The organism is Streptomyces sp. NPDC048257, assembly GCF_043201855.1.
In the GTDB taxonomy this organism is placed as follows: domain Bacteria; phylum Actinomycetota; class Actinomycetes; order Streptomycetales; family Streptomycetaceae; genus Streptomyces.
This window is the reverse complement of sequence record NZ_JBICZI010000004.1, coordinates 241,893-261,638: the sequence shown is the minus strand read 5'-3', so window position 1 is coordinate 261,638 and position 19,746 is coordinate 241,893. Positions and strand designations below refer to the sequence as shown.

Annotated in this window: 14 protein-coding genes; 8 read left to right on the top strand and 6 right to left on the bottom strand. The window is 70.5% G+C overall.

The genetic code is table 11. From position 1 onward, the window contains the following. The first annotated feature begins 186 nt into the window (after positions 1-186). Positions 187-1,008, top strand: coding sequence for a nuclease-related domain-containing protein (locus ACGFZK_RS11710; RefSeq protein WP_393848685.1), 822 nt, complete (start codon positions 187-189; stop codon positions 1,006-1,008). Positions 1,009-1,323: 315 nt separating this feature from the next. On the opposite strand, the gene ACGFZK_RS11705 is transcribed toward ACGFZK_RS11710, so the two are convergent. After that, entirely contained in the window at positions 1,324-2,496 is a 1,173-nt protein-coding gene (locus tag ACGFZK_RS11705) for a Ku protein (protein ID WP_393848684.1), read from the bottom strand. 31 nt (positions 2,497-2,527) lie between these two features. On the opposite strand from ACGFZK_RS11705, the gene ligD reads away from it, so the two are divergent. Together ligD and ACGFZK_RS11695 are read left to right on the top strand one after the other, a co-directional pair. Continuing rightward, entirely contained in the window at positions 2,528-3,424 is an 897-nt protein-coding gene (gene ligD / locus ACGFZK_RS11700) for a non-homologous end-joining DNA ligase (protein WP_393848683.1), read from the top strand. After that, positions 3,424-4,308 carry an ATP-dependent DNA ligase gene (locus ACGFZK_RS11695; RefSeq protein ID WP_393848938.1) on the top strand — a complete coding sequence of 295 codons (885 nt, stop codon included), beginning with the start codon at positions 3,424-3,426 and terminating at the stop codon, positions 4,306-4,308. Before ligD ends, ACGFZK_RS11695 begins: the two co-directional genes overlap by 1 nt. 83 nt (positions 4,309-4,391) lie before the next feature. Here ACGFZK_RS11695 and ACGFZK_RS11690 read toward each other — a convergent pair whose 3' ends face one another. Continuing rightward, positions 4,392-4,787, bottom strand: a complete 396-nt coding sequence (locus tag ACGFZK_RS11690; RefSeq protein ID WP_393848682.1) for a DUF6479 family protein — start codon at positions 4,785-4,787, stop codon at positions 4,392-4,394. A 122-nt stretch (positions 4,788-4,909) separates the two neighbouring features. Between ACGFZK_RS11690 and ACGFZK_RS11685 the strand changes: the two genes are divergently transcribed. Beyond that, entirely contained in the window at positions 4,910-5,233 is a 324-nt protein-coding gene (locus tag ACGFZK_RS11685) for a plasmid stabilization protein (RefSeq protein WP_393848681.1), read from the top strand. 5 nt (positions 5,234-5,238) lie between these two features. Here ACGFZK_RS11685 and ACGFZK_RS11680 read toward each other — a convergent pair whose 3' ends face one another. Together ACGFZK_RS11680 and ACGFZK_RS11675 are read right to left on the bottom strand one after the other, a co-directional pair. Then, positions 5,239-6,225, bottom strand: a complete 987-nt coding sequence (locus ACGFZK_RS11680; protein WP_393848680.1) for an XdhC family protein — start codon at positions 6,223-6,225, stop codon at positions 5,239-5,241. Between the two features lie 214 nt (positions 6,226-6,439). Further along, positions 6,440-8,305 carry a DUF262 domain-containing protein gene (locus ACGFZK_RS11675; RefSeq protein WP_393848679.1) on the bottom strand — a complete coding sequence of 622 codons (1,866 nt, stop codon included), beginning with the start codon at positions 8,303-8,305 and terminating at the stop codon, positions 6,440-6,442. 504 nt (positions 8,306-8,809) lie between these two features. Here ACGFZK_RS11675 and ACGFZK_RS11670 point away from each other — a divergent pair. Beyond that, positions 8,810-10,243 (top strand): ATP-binding protein, encoded by a 1,434-nt coding sequence (locus ACGFZK_RS11670; RefSeq protein WP_393848678.1) that lies wholly within the window; start codon positions 8,810-8,812, stop codon positions 10,241-10,243. Between the two features lie 391 nt (positions 10,244-10,634). Continuing rightward, the gene (locus tag ACGFZK_RS11665) at positions 10,635-13,112 is read left to right on the top strand and encodes a helicase-associated domain-containing protein (protein ID WP_393848677.1); all 2,478 of its coding nucleotides are present in this window, start codon (positions 10,635-10,637) and stop codon (positions 13,110-13,112) included. Between the two features lie 145 nt (positions 13,113-13,257). On the opposite strand, the gene ACGFZK_RS11660 is transcribed toward ACGFZK_RS11665, so the two are convergent. Continuing rightward, on the bottom strand, positions 13,258-15,393 hold the full coding sequence (locus ACGFZK_RS11660) for a DEAD/DEAH box helicase (RefSeq protein WP_393848676.1): 2,136 nt from the start codon (positions 15,391-15,393) through the stop codon (positions 13,258-13,260). Then, positions 15,390-16,724, bottom strand: coding sequence for a BREX system ATP-binding protein BrxD (gene brxD / locus ACGFZK_RS11655; RefSeq protein WP_393848675.1), 1,335 nt, complete (start codon positions 16,722-16,724; stop codon positions 15,390-15,392). The genes ACGFZK_RS11660 and brxD overlap by 4 nt, the downstream gene beginning before the upstream one ends. Positions 16,725-16,872: 148 nt before the next feature. Between brxD and ACGFZK_RS11650 the strand changes: the two genes are divergently transcribed. Next, entirely contained in the window at positions 16,873-18,681 is a 1,809-nt protein-coding gene (locus ACGFZK_RS11650; protein WP_393848674.1) for a DUF262 domain-containing protein, read from the top strand. 8 nt (positions 18,682-18,689) lie between these two features. Next, entirely contained in the window at positions 18,690-19,724 is a 1,035-nt protein-coding gene (locus tag ACGFZK_RS11645; protein WP_393848673.1) for an HPP family protein, read from the top strand. Positions 19,725-19,746: the final 22 nt, after the last annotated feature.

The following is a 19,746-nucleotide window of genomic DNA, read 5'->3' as shown; positions in this document are numbered from 1 at the left end:
GGGGAAATCCTTCGGTGCCGGTCGGGGTCTGGGCCATCCAGGTGGGTCAAACCTAGGGCCCGGCCGTTGCGGCAGCGCCCCGTTCGTGTAACAGCGGAGTCGCAACGTTCCGTCGGAGTCGTTACACATCCGAGGGATTGCCGTGCGGCGCCCCGGCTGCTCCCATGGACGGCGGGGGTGAGGGCGATGCGCGGACTCAAGGTACTGCCGAGCGGCCGGCCCGGCCGCGGCCGGCTGTACGTCAACCTGCCCGACGGGCAGGCGGTGGCCTGGTACGACCGGCAGGCCAACCGGATCAGCGTCCTCGCGGACGACCACCGCGAGGCGATCCTGGCGGTGCTGCGGCCCTACTTGAGCGGAACGGTCTCGATCGGCCCGCCCCCGGTCCCCACGGCGGCCGACCTGCGACGGCTCGCCCTGTCGCCCGACGCGGACCTGGCCCCGAACCGCCCGGGGGAGACCCTGCTGGGCGAACTGGAACACGGCTCGGCGGGCACCAGAGCCCGGCACCGGCTGCGCCAGGACCTCACCGCGCAGCAGCGGATGGGTGACGCCTTCGACGCCCTGGAATGTGACGGCTGGCGGGTCCTGCACTGCGTCCCGCTCCCGGGGCCGGGCCAGATCGACCACCTGCTGATCGGCCCGGCCGGGATCTTCTGCGTGCGTACGGTCCCGAGCCGCCGCCAACGCGCGGTGGTCGGCGACCTCATGCTTACGGTGGGCCGCGCGGAACCCCGCCCGGACCCCCGCTGGATCCGCCGCGCGGCGGCCTTCGCGACGACGGCCCTGACGGCGAAGGCCACCCCGGCCCTGGCGGTGGTCGACGCCGTCCGCGTCGAAACGACCCCCACGGTCCGCGACATCCGCATCCTCCAGCCCCCGACGGCCCTCCCAACCCTCGCCACCTCCCCGACCACCCTGAAACCCCCGGAAATCGAAGCCCTCTTCACCGAAGCCCGCAACACCCACACCTGGCTCACCCCCCACCCCGGCACGCCCACCCCTTGAGGAGCCCCCACCCACCCCGCGCTACGCGCTCCCGCCGCCCAATCCAGCCTCGCCTGCGTTCGAGGGGCCCCTCCGCCCACCCCGGTCTACGCGCGCTCCCGCCGCCCAATCCAGCCTCGCCGGCGTTCGAGGCGCCCCCGCCCACCCCGGTCTACGCGCTCCGGCCGCACATCCCAGCCCCGCCGGTGTTGGAGCCGCCCCACCCATCTCAGCCCCGCCGGCGTTTGAGGCGCGGGGCCTGGGGCGGAGCCCCGGTTTCGGGAAGGGGCGGGTAGGGGAGAGCGCCGCAGGCCCCGCCCCCCCCACCACCACCCCTCAGGCGGAGGTCCGCTTCCGCGGCGTCGCCGTCTTCTTCGCGGCCGCCCCGGCCTTCTTCGCCGCCGCCGTCTTGGCCGTGCTCTTGCTCGTGGACTTGGCCGCACCCGCACCCGCACCCGCACCCGCACCCGAAGTCGACTTCGCCGCACCCGACTTGCCCGTCGTGGCCTTCTTCTTCGTAGCGGCCGCCGCCGTCTTCTTGGCCGAAGTCGCAGTCGACTTCTTCCCACCCACGGCCTTCGGCGCCGCCGCACCGGCACCCGCACCCGCACCGGCACCGGCCCCGGCCCCCGCACCCCGCTTCCGCCGAATCGGAGTCACCTCGGCCGCGGCCGCTGCCTCGCCCCCGCCCGCCTCGCCCCCGCCCGCCCCGGCAGCCCCGGCCCCCTCCCCCCGCGAGGCCTTCGCCGCCCGCACGCTCTTCTCCAACGCCGCCATCAGGTCGATCACCTGCCCCCCGGCCGGCTCCACGGCGGCCTCCGTGGGCTCGAACGCCCCACCCGACTTCGCCACGATCATCGCCTCCACGGCATCCCGGTAGTCGTCGTGCAGCGAGGTCATCTCCACCTCCCCCAGCGTCGCCATCAGCGCATCCGCGAGGTCGAGTTCGGCTTCCCGCACGGACACCGACACCTCCGGCGCCACCCCCTCCGGCGCCCGGATCTCGTCCGGCCACAACAGCCCGTGCATCGCGATCACGTCGTCCACGACCCGCAGCATGCCCAGCCGCTCCCGCCCCCGCAGCGCGTACTTGGCGATCGCGACCTTCCGGCTCCGCTTGAGCGCCTCCCGTAGCAGCGTGTACGGCTTCGCCGCCGTCGCCCCGTTCGCCGCGAGGTAGTACGCCGCGTCCATCTGCAGCGGATCGATCTCCTCCGCCGGTACGAACGACATGATCTCGATCGTCTTCGCGGTCGCCAGCGGCAGCTGCGCCAGGTCCTCGTCCGTGATCGGGACGATCGACCCGTCGGCCTCCTCGTACCCCTTGCCGATCTCGGCGCTCGGCACCTCCTCCCCGTCCAGCTCGCACACCTTGCGGTACCGGACGCGTCCGCCGTCACTCACATGGATCTGGCGAAAGGAGATCGAGTGGCTCTCGGTGGCGTTCACGAGCTTGATCGGGATGCTGACCAGGCCGAAGGAGATCGCCCCGTTCCAAATGGATCGCACGGTTCCTCCCGTTTCGTGGCAGTCTCATCGTATGACGCCGATCACATTGGTGGAGGGCCGTCGCATCGCGCTCAGCAATCTCGACAAGGTTCTCTACCCGGAGACCGGCTTCACCAAGGGCGAGGTGCTCCACTACTACGCCACCGTCGCGGAGCCGCTGCTCGCCCACATCCACGACCGGCCGGTGTCCTTCCTGCGCTATCCGGACGGGCCGGACGGCCAGCTCTTCTTCACGAAGAATCCGCCGCCCGGCACGCCCGCCTGGGTGAAGACCACTCCCGTGCCCCGCTCCGAGGACCTGTCCGCCGCACAGGTGGTCGTCGCCGACATGGCCACCCTCATGTGGTCCGCCAACCTCGTCGTGGAGTTCCACACCCCCCAGTGGCCCGCCGGCCAGCCCGCCCTCGCCGACCGGATGGTCCTCGACCTCGACCCCGGCCCGCCCGCCACCGTCGTCGAGTGCTGCGCCGCCGCGCTCTGGCTGCGCGAGCGGCTCGCCGCCGACGGCCTGCACGCCTACGCCAAGACCTCCGGCTCCAAGGGCATGCACCTGGCCGTGCCGCTGGAGCCGACCCCCTCCGAGCGGGTGTCCGCGTACGCGAAGCGGCTCGCCCAGGAGGCCGAGCGCGAGCTCCCCGACCTGGTGGTGCACCGCATGGCCAAGGCCCTGCGCCCCGGCAAGGTCTTCGTCGACCACAGCCAGAACGCCGCCGCCAAGACCACCGCCGCCCCGTACACCCTGCGCGCGCGGGCCCGGCCCACCGTGTCCGCGCCCGTCTCCTGGGCGGAGGTCGAGGCCTGCCGCACCCCCGCCGCCCTGGTCTTCCTCGCCGACGACATCGCCCCGCGGCTCGCCCGCGACGGGGATCTCCTCGGCCCGCTGACCGACCCCGCGCGGGCCCGCCCGCTCCCCGGGAACCCGCCGTGATCCGCGTCGCGCTGGCCGCTGCCGTACGCACCCTGCCGCGCGGGGCGGGGCTGGCGTACGAGCCGAAGTTCGACGGGCACCGGCTCGTCGTACTGCGCTCGGCGACCGAAGTGACCCTTCAGGCGCGCTCCGGGCGGATCGTGACCAGCGCCTTCCCCGACCTGGCCGCGGCCGCGCTGCTGCTGCCCGCCGACACCGTCCTCGACGGCGAGGTGGTGGTCTGGCACGCGGGCCGTACGGACTTCGCGCTGGTGCAGCGGCGGGCGGCGGCCACCGCCGCGCGGGCCGCCGTCCTCGCGCAGCGCCTGCCGGCCTCGTACGCCGCCTTCGACGTCCTGGAACTGGCCGGGCTCGACCTGCGCGCCCGCCCGTACGAGCGCCGCCGGGCCCTCCTCGTCGACCTGCTCCTGCCGCTCGGGCCGCCGCTGCAGCCGGTGCCGATGACGACCGACCCGGAACTGGCCGCCACCTGGTACGAGACCCTGCCGGCCAGCGGAATCGAGGGGCTCGTCGTCAAACGGCTGGACCAGGCCTACCCGGCCGGGCGGCGCGGCTGGCAGAAGCTGCGGCACACGGACGTCCGGGACGCGGCGGTGGTCGGCTTCACCGGCACCCCGCGCCGGCCGCTCGCCCTGGTGCTCGTCCTGCCCGTCGGGGACGAGACCCCGCTGGTGTCGAGCCCGCTGACGGCGGCGCTGCGCACGGAGCTGGCGGCCGAGCTGGCCGCCCGCGGGGCGGCCTCGCCCTCCCTGGCCACGGTCACGGCGATCGGGTTCGGGGAGGTCCCCTTCCGGCCGCTCGACCCACCGCTCACGGCGGAGGTCCGGCACACCTCGGCCCGGCACCCGCCGCCCGAGGTGCTCCGGCTGCGGACGGACCTCTGACCCGCGCGGGAGGCACGGGTCAGAGGCCGACGAAGTGGGTGCGCCCAGGAGCCTGCCGCAGGAGCGTGCGCCAGGAGCGTGCGCTAGGAGTGTGCGCCGCGTCCGGCGTCCGGGGGAGCCCCCGGCTGCGGATGCGGCCCCGGGCCCTCCGGCAGCTCGTAGCCGGACTCCCGTTCCGCCCGGACCTCTTCCGGATGACTGGAGGTGGTGGAGCCGAAGTTCCCGTAGCCCTGCATCTCGTGCGGCCGCAGGCCGCCCTCCGGGATCTCCACCGAGTCCCGCTCCTCGCGGACTTCGTAGACCGCCCCGCCCTCCGGCAGGTGTGGCTGGCTCTCGGCGGTGGGCGGAGGTGGCTCTTGGTTGCGGACTTTCTTGCCCAGGATGAAGCCGCCCAGCAGGAAGCCGGCGACGAGGATTCCGACGACCAGAAACCAGGCGATGTCGGTGAGGGTCGAGTCCACGCTCAAGGTCGTGTACATACCGACCATTTTCCCGCACGCGAGTCCGATATGCTCTGCTATGTCGCGGATATCTTGGGCCATCCGGGGCACGCGCCCGGCGAATGCCCCGGATGTACGCAGTCCGAGAAGGAGGCCCGGCCATGCCCCGCGGATCTTCCCCGAAGCGCGAACGCCAGTACGAGCACATCAAGGAGGGGCTGGAGGAGCGCGGCGAGCCCGAGGAGAAGGCAAAGGAGATCGCCGCCCGGACGGTGAACAAGGAACGCGCCCGCGCCGGCGAATCCCGGACCGCGAGCAGGCAATCCCTCGAGGACATCTCCTCGTCCCGCCGCGGGGGCCTGCACTCCCACTCGGGCCCGCAGGGACCCACGTACGACCAGCTCTACGCCGAGGCCCGGCGCCGCAACGTCCACGGCCGCTCGGACATGAACAAGGCGCAGCTGAAGCGGGCCCTCGGCGAGTAGCCGCCCTATGTGTTGATGGGCCCCTCGGTGTCCCGCAGGGCGCCGGCGGCCGTGCGCACCGCGAGCACCCCCAGGATCTCGGCGCAGATCGCCAGCGCGGTCTCCGCCGGGGTACGGGCGCCGAGGTCCAGGCCGATCGGGCCGTGCACGCGGGCCAGTTCGGCCTCGGTGACCCCGGCCGCGAGCAGCCCCTCGCGCCGCCGGGCCTGGGTCTTGCGCGAGCCCAGCGCGCCGACGTACGGCACCTCCTGGGCCAGTGCCACCCGCAGCGTCGGCACGTCGAACGACTCCTCGTGACTCAGCATGACCAGGCACGCGGCGTCCCGACGCGCCTCCAGCAGCTTGCCGGCCTCCTCCGGGGCGGTGACCAGCGCGGCCTCCCAGCCCAGCAGCCGCGCCTGCCGCTCGATGATCTCGGCCAGTTCACCGCCGCCCCCGATGACCACGTACGGGGCCGACGGAAACGCCTCGACCAGCACCAGCCCGGACTCCGCGTAGAGCGCGTCCCGCCCGGCCCGCCGGGTCGCCAGCAGCTCCCCCGCCCGCCGCCCGGCATCCTCACCGGGCGCGTCGGTGGCCCGTACGACCTCACTGACGGCCTGGTCCGCGGCCTCGTTCAGCCGGGTCACCAGGGCCACCCCGACCCCGTCGCCGAGCAGCTCCCACCACTCGACCGGGATCGCGGTGAGCGGCTGCAGCAGCACCTCGGCCTGCCCGCCGCAGGTCAGCTTTGCCGCGACGGCCTCGGCGGCGCGCACGGACACCTCGCACACCCGCGCCGTGACCCCGGCCGGCAGGGCCGCGACCTCGGCGGCGAGCTCGGCGTCGAAGACCCCGCGGTACAGGGTGCCGACACACTCCCCCCGCGTATCGACGAGCAGGGCCCCGCCCGGATCCCGGGGCCCGAAGCCCTGTTCGGTCACGGGCCGTGCCAGATACCCGGCCCGCCCCTCGGCCACCCACTGCCGCGCCGTCTCCACCAGCTCACGCATCCCGGCTCCCTCCTCGTCGACAGAGCCCTGGTACGCACCCGGCCGGCGCCACACGGCGGGCTCACCCCCAACGTACGCACCCACCGCCCCCCACCCCACCCCCCAAATCCCACAGACCCACCCCCACCGCCCTCGTACGGACCACCGGAACGCGAGCGGCTCCCGGCGCCCCGGCGTCCCGGCATCCCGGTGTTCCGCAGGTGGTGGCGGCCGGTCAGTGTCCGGAGACCCGGGCGGCCGGGACGGCAGGGACGGTCTCGGCGGCGCGCAGTCCGCCGGCCGACGGCCAGATGTCCAGGACCACCGAGGCGAGATAGGCGCCCCGGGCACGGATCCGGTCCTCGTCCCAGGAGGAGGCCCATGCGTCGATGCCGGAACCGGGCGGGGGATTGAGCAGCGTGCCGTGGGTGAGGCGCAGGAGGCTGTGCTCACCGAGCCACTGGCGCTTGCTGCCCCACGCCATGTTGCCGAGGGTGGGATTGAGACGGGCCGTGACCAGGGTCAGATTGCCGAGGGTGTGCACCAGCTCGTCGCGGCCCGCCCCTTCGTCCGGATCGTCGGCCAGGGGAGGCCAGTTGTCGCGCCAGCTCTGCGGCATCACGTGCTCGATCGTCAGCTTCGAACCGAGCTGTTCGCCGATCGGGGCGGTGAGTTGCTCCGTGTGGTCGGTGCGCAGCTCGTCCTCCAGCGCCTCGAGGAGGATGCGGACGCGGTGGCGGTAGAGCCGGGCGTACAGGGGATCCTGCTCCAGGGCCGTACGGAATTCGGCGTCGGTCGGCCAGTTCCGGTGCTGGCCGTGCATCCCCGTCAGGGTCTTGATGATGACTTCGTCCGCTCGCCCGGGCTCCCGGGCCGCCGCGGCCACGAGGTCGCGGAAGACGTGGTTGTAGTCCCGGTTGCTGAGGTTGAGGATCGCCCGCCGCACGAGGTAGCTGTCGATGGCGCGGATGGCGTTGCGCCGGCGCTCGGGTGACAGCACCTCCTCGCTCAGCCCGTAGAGGAAGAGGAGCAGAGGCATCGGTGTCGACATCTGCATGACCTTCATCCGGTACAGGAACCGGCCTTCGAGACCGTGCGAGGGGTACTGGTCGAGTCGCTCGTAGATCTCGGCGTACCGCGTCAGCTCCGCGAACACCTGCTCGGTGGGAACGGAGGCGGAGCGCAGCCAGCGCTCGAACTCCTTGAACAGTGCCGAAGAGGTGAACTCACGCTGTGTGCGCATGGTCAGCCAGTAGGTCAAGAAGACATCGAGGCGGCTGCGCGTGATGCGGCCCGTCGTCTGCTCGGTCCGCCACTCGGCCTGGTCGAAGGGGGCCCAGTAGGTCCGGTAGAGGCGGTCGATGTCCGCGCCGGCGTGCTCGGCGTCCCGGAACAGCAAGTTCTTGACCAGGTCCGCGTGTTCCAGCGGAGTGCCACGGCTGTTGAGGGTCTCGAAGACGACCTGGGCGTCGTCGTGCTCCTCCAGGTCGATGACGACCAGGCGCAGGTGCTCACGCATCGTCTGCACCAGCGCCCCGAGCCGCTCGTGCGGTTCGGGCGCCTCGGCCAGCCACTTGTCGATCTCCTGCCGGAAGTAGTCGACCGCCTGGGTCAGCCGGCCGCTGCCGCCCTTGCCGAGCATGACGGAACGGAACTCTTCGCGGTCGGCGTTCGTGGGCCAGACCTTGTAGAGGTGGTCGGGGTGCCGGCCGCGGTCGAACAGGTCCTCGTCGTTCTCCAGGAACTTGCCGAGCAGCCGCACGGACTTCTCGTGGTCCCGGGCGGTGGCCGACAGCCTCGCCGCGAAGAGGAACAACTGGAGCGTCGTCAGGCGCTGCTGCCCGTCGATGACCTGCCGGGTCTCAAGATCGGACGACATGTGGGGCGCCTCGTCGAAGACGACGGCGCCGAGGAAGTGCGGCGCGACGGTATCCCCGGACTGCACCGACTCCTCCGCCCGCTCCACCGCCCGGCGAATGTCCTCCCACAGGGCGGCCCAGTTGTCGTCCCGGTCCCAGACGTACGGACGCTGGAACAGCGGCACCGTGTACCGGACGTCCCTGCCGAAGATCCGCCGCAGATCAACGGTGTCAGCCTTCATGGGCTCCCCTCCCTCGTACGAACGGTCCCCACGCTAGCGATCTCCCACCGGCCGGACAGGCCTTCGGCGCCATCCGCCCCCTACGGAGGGGCCGAAGCCGTCGTGTGCGACACCTGCTGCTCGCCTTGTCCCGGGGCGAGGACGGACGCGATAGGACTTCCCCTCCCACTGCCACACCACCGGGCAGCACCCGCATACGGAGCCCCTGCATCCCGGAGCCTGAGCGTCCCCGACGGAGGCGTGAAGCAGCTGTAAGAGTCACCGCCCGGACGCTCTGCGTCACTGGCGTTCGGAGCGGGCTGTCCGAGCTCCCGGGGGTGATTCCTAGAGGGCGTTGGTGGGTGGGCGTGGGCCCGGTGGCTGAAGCGCCGCCGCGCGGATGCCTTCCTCGCCGTCCCGGCCGGTGGCACCGGTAGCAACGTCAGACAGAGAGCTAACATTTAAGTAAGAATCAATCTACGTAACATCGAATCTATGTTTCATGGATGCTGGGAAGGGGCGCTGATGGAGTTCAAGGGCAGGTCTGCTGATCTGGATCAGCTGGCTCGGCAGCTGGGCCTGGTGGTTGGCGGTACGGGCGCCACGCGTGGTCAGGCTGTGATCGTGACGGGGCGGCGCCGGGTGGGCAAGTCTCGTCTGGTCCAGGAGTTCTGCGACCGTTCCGGGCTTCCGTACGTGGTCTTCCAAGCGACCCGGGGACGCAACGCCGTGGCCGAGCGGGCGGACTTCGCCGCAACGCTGGCGCATTCCGCTCTGCCCGGGGCTGAGCTGATGGCCGGGTTGCAGGCCGCCGACTGGAACCAGGCACTGCGTTCCCTGGCGGTCGCAGTTCCGGACGATGCCCCGAGTATCGCGGTGCTCGACGAGGTGCCGTGGCTGGTGGAGCAGGACGGGGAGTTCGAGGGGGCGCTGCAGACGGTCTGGGACCGGCACCTGTCCGCCAAGCCGGTCCTGTTGATCCTGGTCGGCAGTGACATGTCGGTGATGGAGGCGCTGCAGTCCTATGGGCGCCCGCTCTTCGGCCGGGCGGCCAAGATGACCGTACAGCCGCTGCATCTGGCCGATGTGCAGGCGATGACCGGCCTTGACGCGGCGGAAGCGGTGGACGCGCTGCTGATCACCGGAGGGTTCCCGGAGATCGTTCAGTCCTGGCGGCCGGGGATGGGCCGCAGAGACTTCCTGCGCGAGGTTGTGGCCAACCCGCTGGCTCCGCTGTTGGTGGCGGGCGAACTGTCGCTGCTGGGGGAGTTTCCCCAGGCGTCCCACTCGCGCGCGGTCCTGGAAGCGGTCGGCAGTGGCGAGCGGACCTTCTCCACCATTGCCGCACAGGCCGGCGCTGCGGGTGCGCTGCCCTCGGGCACGCTGTCTCCGCTGTTGAACACGCTGCTGGCCAAGCGGGTCCTGGCTGCTGACCTGCCGCTCTCGGTCAAGGCGGACAGCAAGAACAAGCGCTATCGCATCGCCGATCCGTATCTCCGGTTCTGGCTGGCTTTCCTGCAGCGCGGGATTCCGCTCATCGAGCGTGGCCGCGGTGATCTGGCGCTGGAGCGCATTGAGCGGTCGTGGGCGACCTGGCGGGGCCGGGCCGTCGAGCCGGTCGTCCGCGAGTCGTTGCTGCGGCTGCTGCCCGACGAGATGTGGCCGCAGACAGAGGCGATCGGCGGCTGGTGGAACCGGCAGAACAACCCTGAGATCGACCTGATCGGAGCCGACCGCGAACCCGTAGCAGGGCAGGTCCACTTCATCGGCTCGGTGAAGTGGCTGGAGTCGCAGCCGGTCGGCCGGCGTGAGTACGACGCTCTGGTGCGGGACATGCTCGCCGTCCCTGGTGCCGAGCCGGGCACGGCGCTGGTGGCGGTGTCCCGTTGTGGTGTTGAGGCCGGTCTGCCTCTTGCGGCGCACTGGGGTCCGGAAGACCTTGTTCGTGCCTGGCGGTAGTCAGGGAAACCGCCAGGGTGGTCATGGTGATGTACCTACCTCGGGCGCCAGTGGCAGTAGGCATCGACCGCCCTCTGAGAACCTTCCGGACATCGAAGCCCCTACGCGCGGCGGTGTAACCGCTGTCCAACGCTGCGGCCAGCTCCACCACCCGGGATCAGCGCCGTTCGCGTGACGCCGCCCGCCGAGGGCGCCGGTGCCCGGTATACGCGACGCCGGGTGGCGGCCGCTGTCCCATGCGGCGGTGAGAGCGGCGACCGGGTCAGGGGCACAGCGCGCGCAGGGGAGGAGCTGGGACATCGCCAAGCTGCGGTGATCCTCGGAATGCTGCCTGTTTCACCCCCGCGGGGTTCACCCTCGCGGGGTGGCCGGCCGGGGCTAGGCTGGCCGGGTGAACGCGCGTACCGCCCTGGCGAAATGGCTCGGCACCCTGGATTCCGAGGGACTGACCGCCCTGTTGGAAGAGCGGGATCTGCCGCTCGCCGCCGAGCACCGGCGGATCACCACACTCCGCGAACTGGCCGAACACCTACTCACCGACGAGTCGGTGGCCCACGGCCTGATGGCGGGCACCGCGGGCGAACTGGAACTGCTGGCTTCCATCGCCGCCCTGGCGTTGGAGCGGCACGGACCCGTGGCCGGCGGCGAGACTGAGGACGGCTCCCGTTATCCCTGGCAGCTTCACCGGCCCGTGGCGCCGGTGGAGCCAGCCGAACGGCTGGTGGCCGAGCGGGACGTACTGGCCTGGTTCGAGCCGGGGGCGGAGCGGCAGCGGGCGGAGCACACGCTCGCCCGACTGCGGGAGCGCGCGCTGTTGCTCCCCGCGCCCAAGGGGAAACTGGCGCTGCCGCCGCTGCTGCACGTCCGGGCGGCCGGATTCGACGGTTACGGGCGCACCGCCGACCGGCTGCTGACCTCCGCCTACAACGCCCCCGAGGTCAAGCGGATCGCCGCAACCCTCTTCGGCGAGGGCGCGGCCCGTACGCGTGACCAGGCGCAGGAGCTGATCACCGCCATGCTCGCCGATCCCGCCCTGGTGCGGGCTCTCGTGGCGGACGCCCCGGCCCGGGCTCAGGAACTGCTGGACCACGTGGTGCCCGGCCCGCCGCTGCTGCGCACCCACTGCTTCGTCAGCCGGTACGGGGCGCAGTACGCGGCCCCGGACTCCAAGTACGTCTTCCGGGAGGGCGGCAGCGGCGACGAGGGCACGGACTGGCTGGCCGCGCGCGGGCTCGTGGTCCCCGTAGGCCTCGACCTGGTGGAGCTCCCGTACGAGGTCGCCCGTGCGCTCCGTCACGAGGGTGCGACACCCAGCCCCCGGCTGGAGGCGGAGCCGCTCACCGCCACCGCGCCGCTGCCGCCCGGATGGGAGGGCGAGGGCGGCACGGCCGCCGCGGCGGCCGCCTGGCGGGCCGAACTCGTCCTGCGGGCGCTGGCCGCCGAGCCGGTCGCGATCCGCAAGGCAGGCGGGATCGCCGTACGGGACACCCGCCGGCTGGCCAGGGCGGCCGGGGCCGATGAGGCCGACACCCGGCTGTGGCTGGACCTCGCGGTGAACGCCGGCCTGGCCGCACCCCAGGACGACGAACCGGCCCCCGCTTCCCGGGGCCGCCGGAACTCCAAGGGCCCCAAGCCCTCCGCCCGGCTGCTGCCGAGCGACCGCTATGACGCCTGGGCCGCCGCCCCCGCAGCGGGCAAGCTGCTCCCGCTGCTGGCCGCCTGGGCTGTGGTCCCCGCAGTTCTCAGCCACTGGCCGGACCCCGACGAGACCCCGGTCGCGCTCATCAGCCCGCAGGACGAGGACGCCGTGACCCTCCGCACCGGGGTCCTACGAGCGCTCGCCACCCTCCCCGACGGCCACGGGCTGACCGCGAACGCGCGCGGATACACCGAACTGCTCTCCCTGGCCGCATGGTTCCAGCCCGCCCTGCGCGCTCACCTGGCCGCAGACGCCACGGGGGAGCTGACCGGCCCGGACGGAGTCCTCGACCGCATGGCGGCCACCCTGACCGAGGCGGCCCTGCTCGGCGTGGTCGCCCACGGCGCGCTCACCCCCGTCGGCCGGTCCCTGTGCCGCCTGCTGGAGGCGGGCGCCGCCCACCACTACCCGGCCGTACCCGGCGCGGACACGGACCCGTCGGCCCGCGGCTCCGAGGGCCTGAGCGAGGACCTGTCCCTCCGCCCCATCCTGGCGAAGGCGGTGACCGCCCTGCGCGAGGACCTGTACGCAGCGCTGCCCGAGCCCAGCGATAGGGCCCGGTTCCAAAGCGACCTGACCGCCACCGTCACCGGTGCGCCCGCACCCGCCCTGGCCGACCTGCTCTCCGCCGTCGGCGACATCGAGTCCGAGGGGCACGCGGTGGTCTGGCGCATCACGGCAACCTCCATCCGCCGGGCCCTGGACGCCGGCTGGAGCGCGGACGAACTCCTCGACCGCCTCACGGCGGCAAGCGAGCGCGAAACCCCCCTCCCCCAGCCGCTGGCCTACACGATCAAGGACACCGCCCGCACCCACGGACAGCTCAAGGTCGTCCGCTCCGCCTGCTGCATCCGCTCCGACGACACCGCCCTGATCGCCGAGGTGGCCCAGGCCCGCGGCCTGACCAAACTCCGCCTGCGCCGAATCGCCCCAACCGTCCTGATCTCCACAGCCCCGCCGGAGGAGACGCTGTCAGCCCTCCGCACGGCCGGCTACGCCCCCACTCAGGAGGCCGAGACCGGCACCACGCTCCTCGACCGCGCCCCCAACAACCGCGCCCCGAGCCTCATGCCCACCCTGGACGAGGCCCACCGCCCGTACGTCGCTGCACCCCACGGCACCCCACCAAGCGCCCGCACCCTGGCCGCGGCACTCACCGCGGCGGGGTAGCGGCCGTAGCTCAAGGCAGCGAGTGGAAGCTTGCTGCGCATACTCTCGCTTGCCCCTCGCCCTGCCACCCGCCGTCGGGTCAGGCCGACTCACTGAGTCGTCGCCGAACTAGGCGTAGTTGTCGCCGAACTACGGGCGGTCGCTTCTACGGGTGCGTGTGAACAACGAACCTCGTCGGCTCCCGCAGTACCTCGGCGGCGCCGTCGAGGTCCGCCAGTCGGGCAGCGAGTGTGGCCTCCGCGAGCCGGGGTGGCAGCGCCGTGCTGAACTTGAGGCCCGTCAGTGCCCGCGAGTCCACTGAGGGCAGGCACAGCTGCTCGGAGGCGTCAGCCGCGGCCTTCGCCCATTCCTGCGGCGTGATGTCTTCACGCAACCGCAGGTATGCGGCCGTCGGGCGCTGCAGTGGGTCTGTGACCGGGCCGAGGCTGGCGGCGAGGGTGGCATTGGCTCGGTACCCGGCCCATGTCCACCAGCGCATATTGGTGTCTCGGCCTCCGCGGACGATCACTGTTCCCCCGGTGTGGACGAGTTCGCCGTTTTCCTCCCGGGCTTGGGTGAGCGCCCCTTGTGCGCGACGGGTGAGGGTGACGGGCGGGGTCGCCCCGAGCAGCACGTCGCGTACGGCACGGGTGAGCTCGTACGAGGTGGCACGGGCCATACCCAGGCCGCCCCAGCGGGCTCGCCCCCCACTGTCCACCGGCTCCACGAAGCAGCGGCGTCTCGACCAGTCGATGTACGTCACCTGCCAACTGCGGCCGGCGAGGAGGAGCCGGCGCGGACCTGCGACCTCCTCGGTCAGCAGCGCCGGATCGGTCGTACCGATCTCGGTGCGGCCGGCCAGCACGGTGAACTCGGGGGCCGCTGTGAATACAGCGGTGAGGTCCATGAAGTGGCGGTATCCGAACCGCTTCTCCGCCTCGGGCCCGATGAAGAGCATGCCGCCGTCCTGGTCCAGAAAGCCTTCCGAGACGAGGTGCCGTACCACCGGTTCGGCGGCCGGGCCGAACGGGCCGAGGCCTCCCCACCACTCCTGCCAGAGCTGATCGCCCACCTGGTGTTCTTGCAGGCAGAGCGCGAGGATCTGCTGAGCGGCGATGTGCCGAGGTTCGGGTGGGGCGGTCACTGGTTCTACCCAGCCGCGACCCCACAGGAGGAGCAGCGCGGCTGCGGCCAGCAGTCCGTCCTCGTCCAGGGCAAGGAACAGGCAGTTTCGCGTGGACCTGGGCCGTCGGCCGGTGCGTCCGAGCCGCTGCAGGAAGGAAGCCACGGTGCTCGGTGCGTCGACCTGGATGACCCGGTCCAGATCACCTACGTCGATCCCGAGCTCCAAGGTGCTGGTGGAGACGATCACACAGTCCCTGGCTTCGGCGAAAGCCTCCTCGGCCCGTCGACGTTCGTCCGCGGAAAGGGAGGCGTGCGAGAGGAAGGTGGTCACGCCCTTGGCCCGCAGGCCGGCCCCGAGCTCCTCGACCTGCTTGCGTGACTCGCAGAACACCAGTCGCTTCTCGCCCTGGTGGAGTGCGGCGATCACCGTGGCGGCATTGGAGAGGGAGCCCACGTAGTCGAGCTGTACGTCCCCGGGCGGCGGGAGCGTCGGGGATTCCTCGCGCAGATGCGGGGCGACGACCCGAGCGGGCCGCTTGGCTGCCCCCGATCCCTGAAGCCACTGCACCAACTGCTCTGGATTGCCCACGGTGGCCGAGAGCCCGATCCGTTGGACCGGCCGTTCCACCAGCCGCTCCAGCCGCTCCAGCACGGCGAGCAGATGCCAGCCGCGGTCGTCACCGGCGAAGGCGTGCACCTCGTCCACCACGATGGCGCGCAGCCCGGAGAAGAACGCCCGGTGATCGACATTGGTGCTGACCAGCATCGACTCCAGCGACTCCGGCGTGGTCAGCAGCACGTCCGGCCGCTCACGCAGGAGCCTCTTGCGCCGTGCCTGCGGTACGTCGCCGTGCCAAAGAGCGGCCGTTCGCCCCAGCCACGAGGTGTACGTCTCCAGCCGCGGCAGCAGATTGTTGAGCAGAGCCTTGAGCGGGCACACGTACAGCACCGATGTGCCGGTCCACTGCTCCGTGGCCATGCGTGACAGCAGGGGGAAGGAGGCCGCCTCTGTCTTCCCGCCCGCGGTGGGGGCGAGCAGTACGGCGTCCGAGCCCTCCAACAGCGGCTCGATCGACTCCTGTTGGAGGGGGCGCAGCCCTGGCCAGCCAAGTGTGTTGACGATGTGGTGCAGGAGCCCCGGGTGCAGCCGGTCGAGCGGATCAGTGCTCTGGGTCATGGGAGTTCCAGTTCGACCTCGTCGGCGCTGCCGGCGGCGGCGTTGCGTTCCACCACGCTCATCTCCGACGGACTCATGGTCAGCGCGTAGTGCGTCCGCGGGTCGAAGTCCTCGAACTGGTCGATCCTGTCCAGGACGTCGCCCACCAGCTTCTTTAGGAATAGCCGGGGTGCCACACCCACCTTCCCGCCCAGAGCCCCGCCGACGGCCTTGGCCAGGTCGGCGACGTACGCGTCGTCTGCGGTTGCGCGTACCCGGTCCGGCGCGTCGGATCCGCTGGCGTACAGATCGCGGATCGTGAGCCCGAGGGACACCAGAGACTCCTGGGTGAAGCCCGGAAGTCGGATCTGCACCGCGCGAGGATTGTCGAAGCGGGGATCGGTGGTGAAGTCGGTGGCCAGCCGCTGGGCGAGCGGTGCGAGTCGCTGCACCCCCTGCTGGCCGTCGAAGAAGGCAGGAGTCCCGGTGATCACGAGATAGAGGCCCGGGAACCGGCCCGAGTGGACCTCGTCGATGAGCTGGCGCAGGGCGTTGAGCGCCTTGTCGCGGGCGTCGGAGCGGACCCGCTGCAGCGTCTCGACCTCGTCCAGAACGAGGAACAGCCCTGCATGACCCGAATCGCGCAGCACGGTGAGGAGCCCCTGCAGGAAGCCGAACGCCCCGAAGTGATCCAAGTCGCCGCGCACCCCTGCGGCCCGGCGTGCGGAGGCCGCTACGTGGGGCTGCCCGCCCAGCCAGGCCATCACAGCCGATGCGGTCGCCTCGTCGCCCGTCTCCTGGGCGGTGCGGTAGCCGCGCAATGCGGCCGCGAACGAGGGTGCGTGCCGCGAGACCTCGGCCAGCCGGGCCGCCATCAACCGGTCTACCTGACCTGCGAGCTCCTCGTCGGTCACCCCGGCGGCGAGTGCGTGTTCCTCCAGGGTGTAGAACCAGGCGTCGACCGCGGGCCGCAGGGCACTCGGTGGGAACCCGGGCGTCGCCAGCCGCTCGGTCAGCCGCCGGTAGACGGTCTCCAGCTTGTGCAGCGGGGTCTCGGTCTCGGAGATCTGGATCTCGGCCACTGCGAAGTTCCGCCTCTTGGCACGCTCGCCGAGCCACCGGGTGAAGAAGGTCTTGCCGGACCCGTACTCTCCGCGCACGGCCTTGAAGACGGAGGAGCCGGAGGCGACCGCTTCCAGTTCCGTGTCGAGCGCGGCCTCAAACCGGTCGAGTCCCGTGGCCAGCAGGTCTAGCCCCGATTCGGGCACGGCTCCGCGGCGCAGTGCGTCGATGACGTCACGGCGGCGCGCCGCACTGACGGAAGCGGGGCGGTGGGGCTGTTCGGTGCTCACGGGATCAGTGTTTCATCCCGTGGTCAGGGGATGGGCCGAACGAGCTGAAGCTGATCAAGGCTGAAAATAGCCGTTGACGCGAGATGGGGAGCATTGGTGCAATTGCCTATTGCACATTTCACGCGCCATTGGTGGGGGATCGACGAGCGTGTCGCTTGACAGTCCACAGCTCAAGAAGCTGCTTCAGGATGTGGCCTCGGGAGCCCTTCAGCTCCCCGACTTCCAGCGCAAGTGGAAGTGGGACGACGAGCGCATCAAGGCGATCATCGCCACAGTGACACTCGACTACCCACTCGGTGTGGTCATGGCGCTCCAGACCGGAGACACCACTCGCTTCCGGGCCCGACCGCTCAGCGGAGCAGAGGGCTGCGAAGGGCGTACGCCTGATCTGCTCTTGCTGGATGGCCAGCAGCGGCTCACTTCGCTCTTCCAGGCGTTGTACCGGGACGAGCCCGTCGACACGGTCGACGGCCGGGGCAACGACATGAGGGCCTGGTACTACATCGATATCGCCAAGGCTGTCGGGTCTCCCGCCGACCGCGATGAGGCGATCATTTCCGTGCCCGAGAGCCGGGTGCTGACGACGGGCTCGGCGCAGCGGATCAGTCTCGACCTGAGTACGACCGAGCTCGAATGCAATGCGGGGATGTTCCCGCTCAATATCGTGTTCGATACGGACCGGACCACGGCGTGGCAGCAGGCGTATGTGACGTCGGACGCAGCCAACTGGCCGCGCTGGTCGGCCTTTCAGGGCCGCGTGCTGAACCACGTCAACTCATTCGTCGCACCCATGATCAATCTTCCGGCTGCGACCACCATGGACGCCGTCTGTGCGGTGTTCGAGCGCGTCAACACTGGAGGCGTGCCGCTCAACGTCTTTGAGCTGCTGACTGCGACGTTCGCAGGCAATCAGGAGCACGTTTCCGAGTTCGGCGACTACTACCAGCTACCGACCGTCTGGGAGGCCGCGAAGCAGCGGCTCTCCAACCGTTTTCCCGTGTTCGGCAGCCCGGAAGCGGGCTCTGACGACGGTCTCAGTAGCAGTGACTTCCTCCAGGCCGTTGCACTCCTGCGCACGTGGGAGTTGAAGCAGGCCGGGGACGCCGCCGCCGTCTCCTGTAAGCGCCGGGACTTGTTGAACCTCCCGTTGGCCGACTTCCGCCGGTTGGCTCCGCGGATCACCGATGCCTTCGAATGGGTCGGCGAGTTCTTGGAAAGGCAGTGCATTGTCCGGGCGGGGGACCTCCCGTACCGCTCGCAGTTGGTACCGCTCGCCGCTGTCCGCGCCATTGTCGGAGAGGAGACCGACGCGGCGGGAGGGGAGGAGCGGATCGACCAGTGGTACTGGAACGGTGTGCTGGGGGAGATGTACGGCCAGTCGACCGAGACCCGTGTCTCACGTGATGTGGAGCAACTCGTTGCCTGGATCAGACGCGAGCCGAGCGTGGTGCCGGAGACCGTGACCGAGGCCGTCTTCCTGGATGATCGACTCGACACCCTCACTACCCGGAACAGCGCCGCCTACAAGGGCATCTACGCGCTGCTCATCAAGCAGGGAGCGGTGGACTGGTACTTCACCGAGGGCCCGCTCAAGGCGTCACAGATCATTGCGCAGAATGTCGATGTACGGCTGATCTTCCCGAAGAACTGGGTGGCCAAGACCTCCGGACGCCACAAGATGCACGCGACCTCCATCGTCAACAAGACTCCGCTGTCCCTCCGTGCCGGCCGCAGCATGGCCGGGGCCCCCAGTTCCTACCTGAAGACTCTTCAGCTCGAATCAGGTCTGCGTTCGGAGTGGTTCGACGACGTTCTTGCCACGCACCTGATCGACCCTGCGCTGGTTCACGAGCCTGACTTCGACCAGTTCTATGACAACCGGGCGAAGCAGTTGTTGGATCTTGTGCAAACGGCGATGGGCAAGCGGACCGTGTACCGCGACGCCCAGGGGAGGTGAGACAGATCATGGCTCAGAACCCCTCGTCCGCAGACATCCTCGCGCTCAAGGGCAAGTCGGTCCACGTGACGGAACTGCTCGCCCTCTTCGGGATGCGTATCCGCGACGGCCAAGCCGTCCTACTCATCGAGCAGGCGCTGAAAGCAGCGGGACTGACCGCTGTCCCGTCCTTCGCGACGTGTGGCCACGGCACACCTCTTCACATACAGCTGGCGCAGGAGGCTGACGCTCCTGCGGATCCCGACCCCGAGGCCGACGAGGAGGAGCTTCCGACAGGCGCCCTGCCTCAACACGCGCTGCGGGTCGGCGATATCCTCATGGATAAGAGCGGATTCACCTCGCTCGGACCCACGGCGCAACTCATCCAGGCCACGCATCTCATGCGCTGGCACGGATACTCCCAGCTGCCCATCGTGGAGTCGAACAACACGTTGCACGGAGTCATCACCTGGAGCTCCGTTGCCAAGCTCTACGAGACGAACCTCAAGCCGACCTTGGCCAACGCCATGGAGACGGTTGTTCCGGTCGTCGAGGAGCACCATGAGTTCTTCGCGATCCTGCCGCGGTTGAGCGAGAGCGGCTACGTGCTTGTGCGGGGGAACGACGGAGTGTTCAAGGGGATTGTGACATCCTCGGACATCACGGAGCGTTTCAGCGTCACTGCGCGCCCGTTCTTCATGGTCGGTGAGATCGAATTCCGGATCCGCAAGTGCCTCGGCCGGGCCATCCATCCTGACGCGATTCGCGCTGTGCAGCCCAAGAAGCGGCAGACCGGGCAGATCTCCGATCTGATGTTCGGGGATTACGTGCGCCTGCTGGACGGCCAGCAGAGGGAAGAGTCCCTGCGCCCCAAAGCAGATCAGAATTGGCAAGACCTTGGCTGGGGTGGTGTAGACCGGGTCGGGTTCGTGCACCAGCTCGACCGGGTGCGGGATATCCGCAACCGGATTGCGCACTTCGATCCGCAGCCGTTGCCGGACTCGATGACAGAGGAACTCCGCAAGTTCGTGCAGATGCTGCGCCAGTACGTTCCGGACCACTAGGACCGGGCGTGGGGCTGGGCAT